Source organism: Methanoculleus sp. UBA413 (genome assembly GCF_002502935.1).
Classification (GTDB): domain Archaea; phylum Halobacteriota; class Methanomicrobia; order Methanomicrobiales; family Methanoculleaceae; genus Methanoculleus; species Methanoculleus bourgensis.
Genome location: NZ_DAQR01000136.1, coordinates 349 through 8742 on the forward strand (window position 1 = coordinate 349; position 8394 = coordinate 8742).

At 62.9% G+C, this 8394-nt stretch carries 8 protein-coding genes and 1 pseudogene; 1 reads left to right on the top strand and 8 read right to left on the bottom strand.

The window, feature by feature from the left end:
• The 8 genes and pseudogenes from BP858_RS11805 to BP858_RS11840 all read right to left on the bottom strand — a co-directional run.
• A pseudogene (locus BP858_RS11805) lies at positions 1-889 on the bottom strand (nickel-dependent hydrogenase large subunit); the annotation flags it as partial.
• The gene (locus tag BP858_RS11810) at positions 874-1254 is read right to left on the bottom strand and encodes an NADH-quinone oxidoreductase subunit C (RefSeq protein ID WP_014867436.1); all 381 of its coding nucleotides are present in this window, start codon (positions 1252-1254) and stop codon (positions 874-876) included. The pseudogene BP858_RS11805 and the gene BP858_RS11810, both read right to left, overlap by 16 nt.
• Positions 1251-1733 carry an NADH-quinone oxidoreductase subunit B family protein gene (locus tag BP858_RS11815; RefSeq protein WP_062263984.1) on the bottom strand — a complete coding sequence of 161 codons (483 nt, stop codon included), beginning with the start codon at positions 1731-1733 and terminating at the stop codon, positions 1251-1253. The genes BP858_RS11810 and BP858_RS11815 overlap by 4 nt, the downstream gene beginning before the upstream one ends.
• 5 nt (positions 1734-1738) lie before the next feature.
• Positions 1739-2599, bottom strand: coding sequence for a respiratory chain complex I subunit 1 family protein (locus BP858_RS11820; protein ID WP_074174917.1), 861 nt, complete (start codon positions 2597-2599; stop codon positions 1739-1741).
• The gene (locus tag BP858_RS11825; protein WP_014867433.1) at positions 2596-4497 is read right to left on the bottom strand and encodes an NADH-quinone oxidoreductase subunit L; all 1902 of its coding nucleotides are present in this window, start codon (positions 4495-4497) and stop codon (positions 2596-2598) included. Before BP858_RS11825 ends, BP858_RS11820 begins: the two co-directional genes overlap by 4 nt.
• 361 nt (positions 4498-4858) lie before the next feature.
• Entirely contained in the window at positions 4859-5227 is a 369-nt protein-coding gene (locus BP858_RS11830) for an HIT family protein (RefSeq protein ID WP_014867432.1), read from the bottom strand.
• A 54-nt stretch (positions 5228-5281) separates the two neighbouring features.
• Positions 5282-6460 (bottom strand): DUF362 domain-containing protein, encoded by a 1179-nt coding sequence (locus BP858_RS11835; RefSeq protein ID WP_074174919.1) that lies wholly within the window; start codon positions 6458-6460, stop codon positions 5282-5284.
• A 1-nt stretch (position 6461) separates the two neighbouring features.
• The gene (locus BP858_RS11840) at positions 6462-7289 is read right to left on the bottom strand and encodes a ribonuclease III family protein (protein WP_074174920.1); all 828 of its coding nucleotides are present in this window, start codon (positions 7287-7289) and stop codon (positions 6462-6464) included.
• An 89-nt stretch (positions 7290-7378) separates the two neighbouring features.
• On the opposite strand from BP858_RS11840, the gene BP858_RS11845 reads away from it, so the two are divergent.
• The gene (locus BP858_RS11845; protein WP_074174921.1) at positions 7379-8119 is read left to right on the top strand and encodes a hypothetical protein; all 741 of its coding nucleotides are present in this window, start codon (positions 7379-7381) and stop codon (positions 8117-8119) included.
• Positions 8120-8394 lie beyond the last annotated feature (275 nt).

Consider the following 8394-nt stretch of genomic DNA (forward strand, 5'->3'; position numbering starts at 1 on the left):
CACGCGGGAGAAGTACTCGCCGTTCGGCGCTCCCTTCACCTTCACGTCGATCGGGCCTTCGGGCATCTCCTCGATCGCCCTCCTGATCAGGTCGATGGAGGAGTAGAGTTCACGGACACGGACGGCACACCGGGCGTAGCAGTCCCCGGTCGGTCTCGACGACCGGTTTGAATCCCAGATCCCCGTAGGCCGCATACCCGGTCTCCCGGTGGTCAATCGCGACCCCGCTTGCCCTCACGGTCGGGCCGACGGCTCCGAGGGCGTAGGCCTCGTCCTTCGGGATGACCCCGAGGCCCTGGAGGCGGTATTTCACCGTATCGTCGTTCAAGAAGACATCACCGAGGTCCCGGCACTGTTCCTCGAAGGGGTCGAGCGCGCGGTGCATCTCCGCGAGTTTCTCAGCCCCGATGTCGCGCCGGACCCCGCCGACCTTGCAGGTGCCCTGGATGATCCGCCCCCCGGTGGTATCCTCGAAGACATCGAGCACACTCTCCCGGAGCTGCCAGGACCGCATAAAGAGGTTCTCAAAGCCCATCCCATCCGCAAACAGCCCGAGCCAGAGGAGGTGGGAGTGGAGACGCGAGCACTCCGACCAGATCGTCCTGAGATACCGCGTTCGGTCAGGAACCTCGATCTCCATGATATGCTCGATGCCCTGGCAGTAGCAGAGCGCGTGCATGAAACTGCAGATCCCGCATATCCGCTCCGCCACGTAGACGTACTCAGTGTACTCGCGCTTCTGCACGAGCTGCTCAAGCCCGCGGTGGATGTAGCCGATGGAGGGGACCACATCCACCACCAACTCATCCTCAAGGACGAGGTCGAGGTGGATCGGTTCCGGCAGCACCGGGTGCTGCGGCCCGAACGGCACGACTATGCGTTCTGGCATCGGTCATCCCCCCTTCTTGTGACGCTGAACGGAAACTTCTCCGCGGTCCTGATGAACGTCCCCTTAAAGTCGATATTTATCCCGGTCACCGGGATCCCGAAGAGGTCGTGCAGTTCGTTCTCATAGACAAACGCTCCCCAGTAGATACCGGAGATGCTCGGGACCTCCGTCTCCGGTCCGACCGTCAGGCGGAGGTTCCTGAACTGGTAGCCCTTATCGAACGAGTAGTTGACCTCGTACGCACCGCCGACGTCCGTGCACCCGATCTGGACGAGGCGGTAGCCGTCGGCATGGAGCCCCTCGACCTCACGTACGAGGTCTTCCAGCGCGACGCTGATGGTAGTCTGCTCTTCGTTTACTGTCATGTACTCTCACCTGCCTCTTCTGCATGCCGTGCTTCTTCTTTCATCTGCGCTCCTCCCGCCATCTTTTCCCGTTTCTCTTCGAGAATCCCGAGCGCCGCAACAACACCGTCGATGATCTGTTCCGGCCGGGCCGGGCATCCCGGGACGTAGACGTCGACCGGGATAACTTTGTCGATGCCGCCGACAATATTGTAGCACTCCCGGAATATGCCGCCGGTTGCGGCGCAGGCGCCGATCGCGATAACGACTTTTGGCTCCGGCATCTGCTCGTAGAGGTTCCTGACCACCGCGCGGTTCAACTCGTTGATCCCGCCGGTGATCAGCAGGATATCTGCATGCTTCGGGTTTCCGGTGTTGATGATGCCGAACCGCTCCACGTCGTAGAGCGGGGTGAGGCACGCAAGCACCTCGATGTCGCACCCGTTGCAGCTGGACGCATCGTAATGAAGGATCCAGGGTGATCGCTTCAGGAATGCCATGGTACTCATGCACCTCCGATCATCATATAGGAGAGGATCGCCAGGTTCGCGATGCCAAGTAGCGCCGCGAGCCACCCGCTCTTCAGGGCTGCCTGCCAGCGGACCCGTGCGGTGACGTTGTCGATGAAGACCTCGGCCACGTAGGTGACCGCGACCGCAACGACCCCGATTACCGGGTTCCAGGCAAAGAAGAGGTAGACGAGCCCGAGGAGGAAGACGTTCTCATACCAGTGGGCGATCTCGATCTGGCCGAGGGTCGAGCCCGAGAACTCTGTCGTGATACCCTTGACGATCTCCTGGTGCGCGTGGTGCGACGTCGAGATGTCGAAGGGAGATTTCCTGAGTTTGATCGTCAGGATGACGGCAAGGCCCAGGAAGACACCGGGGAGGTAGAGGATCGCCGGCGCGGTCGTTGCGGCAATGTCGGCGACGTAGAAACTCCCGCTGACCATGTAGAGCCCGACAGCCGCAAGGATGATCATCGGCTCGTAGGCCATCACCTGGATCAGTTCACGCTCGGCCCCGATGTGGCTGTAGGGCGAGTGGACCGCGTAGGCCCCGAGCACCAGGAAGACGTGGGCGAGCGTGAAGGCAAAGACGATCAGCAAGAGGTCCCCTCCCGCGAAGAAGAGGGCGCCCGAGAGGGCGATGAAGACCAGGTAGGCGACGACGTAGAAGTTCTGCGCCGTGACGACGACGACGTTCTCCTTCTCGAAGAGTTTGCCGACGTCGTAGAAGGGCTGCAGGAGCGGCGGCCCGACCCTCCCCTGCATCCGCGCGGTGAGTTTTCTGTCGATTCCGGCGATGAGCCCGCCGGCTATGGGCGCGAGGATGAGGAAGAGGACTGCGCCTATGATTCCGTTCATAAGGCCACCCCCGCAAGGACCCACGATGCGAGGATCAGGACGATGCAGACCACCGCCCCCGGCCGGAAGAGCCGTGCCTCGCCGAAGTAGTCGGTGAGGTAGTAGTTCCTGGTCTGGGCCTCCCTGGTCATGCCGAGGGAGCCTGCGAAGTGCAGGTCCGGCGTCGCGGGCCTCCCGCCCATGTAGGCCGGGAGGTGCTTTGCGGTCCTCCGGAAGAGGAAGAACGAGACCGGGAGGATCAGGAGCAGGGCCATCATCAGGAGCATGATAGCGACGTTTGTCTGTGCAAGGCCCGTCGTAATCCCGTAGATGGCAAGGACGTAGGGCTCAATCAGCGTCGAGGATATGACCGGGAAGAGGAAGACGGCCGCTATCACAAGCCCGGTGATGATGTAGAGAGGAGCCCAGGGCTCCTCCAGGAACCCTTTCTCGATCCGCTCCGTCTCCCGGGTGACCGTCACGAGTTTGCCCATCCACTTCGCCCAGAAAAAGACCGTAACTGCGCTCCCGTAGGCGAGGATGGCGACGAAGACCAGGCCGAAGGGGACCTGGACGAACGCCTCGATCGCCGCCCACTTGGAGACCAGCATGCCGAACGGCGCAAGGAACATACCGGCGATCCCGATGAACATCATGACCGCCATCTTCGGCATCCTGACGATCAGGCCTTCCATGTCCTCGATGTCGCGGCTTCCCGTCCGGTGCTCGATCGCCCCGGTCCCGAGGAAGAGGAGCGATTTCGCGACGGCGTGGAAGATGATCAGCAGGATGGCCGCCCAGACGAGCATGTGGGTTCCGACACCTGCACAGGCGGCTATCAGCCCGAGGTTTGCGATCGTCGAGTAGGCGAGGACCAATTTTGCGTTGCTCTGCGATATCGCTATCGCGGATGCGACGACAAACGTCACGGCGCCGACGAGGCCGACCGAGAACCCGGCGAACGTCCCGGCGAAGACCGGTGCGAATCTGACCAGGATGTAGACACCGGCCTTGACCATGGTGCTCGAGTGGAGCAGGGCCGAGACCGGGGTCGGGGCCACCATCGCCCCGAGGAGCCAGGAGGAGAACGGCATCAGGGCCGCCTTTGTGATGCCGGCAAACCCGATCAGGACGGCCGGTATCAGGATGACGGCCGTGTCGCCTGAGGCGAGCACCCGGGCGAGATCGATGCCGCCGCTTGCCGGCTCGGCGGCAAGGTAGATGATCGCCGCGACGAACGCGACCCCGCCGAGGAGGTTCATCACCAGGGCGCGGAAGGCGTTCCTTGTCGCCTCATCGGTCTCCGAGTAGCCGATCAGCAGGAAGGAGCTGATGGTCGTGATCTCCCAGAAGAAGAAGACCCACATGAGGTTGTTTGAGAAGACGAGGCCGAACATCGCGGCAAGGAAGGCGAAGATGACGAAGAAGAACATCTTCTGCCGATCACGCACCTCCGGATGATGGTGATGATACGTCTCCATGTACCTGACCGCGTATACGGCTATGAGGCTCCCGATGATCCCGATGATCAGGGCCATGATGATGGAGAACTGGTCGATGAAGAGGTTGTTAGCCGCGTGAAGGTTCTCCGGGAACGTCATCTCAAGATACACGATCAGCGCTGCCTGCACAACGGCCAGCGCGATTGCCAGGTAGTTCCTGAACTTTGCGCCCATGTAAATGATGAAGAGCGCAAGCACCATCTCGATGGCCACCATGGCGAGGCTTGCCGCCTCCGAGGGCGCGGCAAAGTAGACCGCGCCCGCGAACGCATACCGCATAAGCAGGTATATCGATGCCCCCCCGATGGCGAGAGCCGAAAGGGCGACCACCGCGTAGCGCAATGTCGTTCGCTTCACGAACAATAAAAGACATGCGACGAGGATGGGAAATAGTATAAGGAAGAGCAGCGTCTGCACTAAAGTCCCTCGTAGGGTAACTATGCCCTACTTACATAATTAATCATTCCAAATAGGCACCCCGGGGTATCGCCCGGCGAATACCCGACGCCGGTTCCGCGCGGCGTGATACGGCGAACCGGACGGCTGAATTACCGCGCCTTCGCACGCATCAGCGACCTGCAGGTACCCGGAAAGATCTTCGCGGCTTCGCAGCCTTCGCGTGAGACCGTATCGTTATCTCACACCAAAGCTCACGCGAAGCCGCGAAGGACGCGAAGAGGAAGTTGCATATCCATCCACCCGGTCTCCCGCGCACTCTCGTGTGCTTCGCGTGCGTCAATGTACAGGGGTTTTCCCGGGCTAAAACCACCCGTTCATCTCATCCGGGCCTGCCGGGTACCGCGCCCCGCACGCCCCCTTCATGCTCTCCGGCGACATCGCCCCGGTAGCGCGGTATGAAGTGAACATGGACGTGCATCACGACCTGTCCTGCAGCCTCTCCGACGTTGACGCCGATGTTGTAGCCGTCAGGATGGTGCTCACGTTCGCTGATCTCCCTGCAGTCGTCGATGAGCCGGGCAAGCGCCATTCGTTCTTCGTAGGTCGTATCAAAGTAACTTGCCACATGCCGGAATGGGATGACGAGCAGGTGGCCGGGACTGACCGGGTGGATGTCGTAGCGGGCGTAGCAGAGGTCGTTTCTTGCGACGATATCCTCCGGGGCCGGGTTGCAGAACGGGCATGGCATGGTATTCTGCTCGTTATCGGGATCGCTCATGAGTGTTTCGGCCGGCCCGCCGCTTCACCCGAGCAGGCGGGCGAGGAGTCTTCCGGCGAGGCCCCGGGAGAGGGCGATGGCGCGCTCGGTGCAGATCTCGTGGCAGCAGTAGCACCTGATGCAGCGCGAGAGGTCGATCGTCGCCCTGCCCTCAGTGACGGTGACCGCGTGCACCGGGCAGATCCGCTCGCACTTCCCACACCCGATACATGCCTCCCCGACCACGCCGGGCCGTGGGGCGTAGGTCTTCCCGAACCGCTGCGTGATGGCGAGGACCACGCGCCGCCAGGGCCCCGCCCCGCCCCCGGTGTAGGTGGAGGGTTTTTTGAAGTCCGGGACCGCGAGGTCCGCCGGGTCGTCGCCGACCGTCCGGACGGCCGTGGGATCGATGAGGCCACGGGCGGCCGCGCTCCTGATGCTCCCGATCTCGAGCGGGTCCATCCCGATGAGCCGGGCGAGGACCGTGTCCACGGCCGCAGGGTCGCTCCCGGCAAGGATCACCCCGACCTTCCGCGGACTCCCTGCCTGGGGGCCGTCCCCCTCCATTGCCATGACCGCGTCCATGACCTGGAGCCGGGGCTTCATGCACTCGTTGAGGTCGACGAGCATCCTTCCAAAAGCATACTCGTCCTGGAACCGGAAGTGGAAGACCGGCTTCTCAAGCCCGGGGATGAGCCCGAAGAGGTTCTTCGCGGCACCCGTCATCCGGGTCCACATGTGGGTCTTGGCCTTGGAGACGACCACGATCGCGTCAGCCGCGACCGCTGGGGTGATGATGGAGAACTGTTTCATCACCGCGCCCTCCGGGTATGAGACGGTCTGGTAGCCGGTATCGTAGTTCAGGACGACACTGGTCTCCTCAGCCACCGCTGTATACCCGGCCCGCGCGTATGCCCGCCGCAGGTTCGTCTCGTTGTAGACGATCCCGGCTCCTGGGCTGTCGCCGATGACAACCTGACACCCGTGTCCCACGAGGAGGCGGGCGACGGCAGCGACGACCGCCGGGTGCGTGGTGACGCACCGCTCCGGCTCCTGGCCCTGCAGGAGATTTGGTTTGAGGAGCACCAACTCTTTCGGCGCGACAAACCTCCCCATACCCCCGATGAGGTCGATCGCGCGGCTGACGGCCGCATCGACCTCGTCACGACCGTAGCCCCCGCACCTGACGACGGCGACGGTCGCGTCCCGCCAGACCGGTTGCACCTCACTCCTCCCCGAGGTGGACGAGCGCCTCTTTTGCCGCGAGCATCGCCGCCCCCTGCTTGGTCCGGGCCTCCCCCTTCCCGAGGGGAACCCCGCCGACGGTCACCCGGGCGGCCCAGACCGGGCAGTTCCCGGGGCCGGTCTGGCGGTAGTCATACGCGAGATTGCCGAGGTCTTGTTGGGCGACGTACTCCTGGAGCCTCCCCCGGTAGTTCCTGCGGGTGTCGCACTCTGCGATCTCGTCCTCAAAGATCGCGAGCACCACTTCCCGTGCCACGTCAAGGCCGCGGTCAAGGAAGATGGCGCCGATCAGGGCCTCGAACGCGTCGGCGATGATGGAATCGGTCAGCGCCAGCCCCTTCCTCCTGATGGCGCTGTCGATGCCGAGCCCCTGTTCGAGCACAATATTGGCGAGTTTCGTGTTCCTGGTCACCTGGAGCCTCCGGTTCATCTCACCAGGCGGGAGATCGTAGGCGTCGTAGAGGTGGTCGGCGATGATGAAGTCGAGGACGTAGTTTCCCAGGAACTCAAGTCGTTCGTTGTCTTCGACCGCTGCTGCCGGGTACTCCCCGCCGTTCGCGTATGACCGGTGGGTCAGTGCCCGGTCGTAGAGGGGGAGAGCTGCATCGGAGAGATCGGTGATCCCGAACGGGGGGGCGGCGAGGAGCGCGCATAGTTCCGCTCCCCGGTCACGGCCGGCGGGCTCCGGGTGCCGGGGGAGTTTCTGCCCGAAGAGGCCGCCGATACGAAGTCTTTCCCGGATGGTAGAGAGTCTCATGGTTGCCTGGTGCAGGGACATCCTGCAATTCTCATATAGAATGGCCTCCATCTATCCGGATAAACCTTTGCCGGGACTGCTCCCGCACAGGGTAACCTTTTCGTCGCCCGCGCACGAGATCTCTTTGTGTGTTCCAGTCCATGACGGGTCAGTGTGGCGAGAGCGCCTACCTTGATATCGAGTTCGGCTACGTCTACGGCACCTGCCGGGCGGTCATGATGCCGGTCGAGATAGGCGCGGTCGTCCACCGGCCCGGGGATGACAGCGTCAGGTATATAGGGGAGCAGTTCCGGTATGATGTCGACGTTGAGATCTGGAAGAAGGTGACCGATCAATGCGGCAAAACCGTCGGTGTCGCGACCACCGTGGCGAATATGGGCCGCGGCGAGTACGGGATGGCCTACGACCACTCGTTCCGGGTTCCCGAGAGTGAGGTTCTGGCGGCCGGAGAGACCGCCCGGAATGCGTTTGTCGACCTTCGGCTCTTCATGGAGTCGCTCCTCTCGGCAGGGGATATCAACAAGGTAGTCGTCTTTGCGGCGCATATGGAGCGGAAGGCCTTCCGCGCCGCAGAGGTCTCCCTTGATGGGTGCACCCTCGTCGACCTCCAGCGGGAGATCCGGCGGTGTTTCGGCATGAAACAGGTCCTCTCCCTCGACCGCCTCGCCCGGCTCATTGACTTCTCCGTCGACGGCTCCACCGTCGCTTCGAGAAACTTCCGGTATCCGGTTCCCCCGGAGTACCGCCACCTCCTGGATGTCCACCGGGGGATGGGCGACGCCGTCAGGACGTTCCTGCTCGCGCGGGAGTACCAGGAGAGGCTCCCTGACCTCGAAGGCTGCATCAGGGCGCTCGTGAGCGCCTGCGAGAACGGCGGGTGAGAGGGGTGGAGCGGCCGGGCTCCGGGGGAACCTTTTTTTTTAATCTTCTGTTATGGGCGGATCACCAGCCGCACGCGGGAGGGCGTGAAGACTGGGTGGGTGTTGATCCCCCCATCAAGACTTCGCGCTCTATGTGAGATTGGCGATTGGGAGGCTCCCCTGCTCTGTTCCATCGTGCCCCGGGTCCGGCTTGTGCGGGGAGGGGGCGAGCCCCCATTGGCGCAAACTTACCACATGGGTGCACTTGCGTTCCGGGTTGGCTATCGGCGAGGTTC

Coding starts and splice junctions, on each gene's coding strand:
- BP858_RS11845 (WP_074174921.1), top strand. CDS start 7,379: ATGACGGGTCAGTGTGGCGAGAGCGCCTACCTTGATATCGAGTTCGGC.
- BP858_RS11830 (WP_014867432.1), bottom strand. CDS start 5,227: ATGCCATGCCCGTTCTGCAACCCGGCCCCGGAGGATATCGTCGCAAGA.
- BP858_RS11840 (WP_074174920.1), bottom strand. CDS start 7,289: ATGGAGGCCATTCTATATGAGAATTGCAGGATGTCCCTGCACCAGGCA.
- BP858_RS11815 (WP_062263984.1), bottom strand. CDS start 1,733: ATGGCATTCCTGAAGCGATCACCCTGGATCCTTCATTACGATGCGTCC.
- BP858_RS11810 (WP_014867436.1), bottom strand. CDS start 1,254: ATGACAGTAAACGAAGAGCAGACTACCATCAGCGTCGCGCTGGAAGAC.
- BP858_RS11820 (WP_074174917.1), bottom strand. CDS start 2,599: ATGAACGGAATCATAGGCGCAGTCCTCTTCCTCATCCTCGCGCCCATA.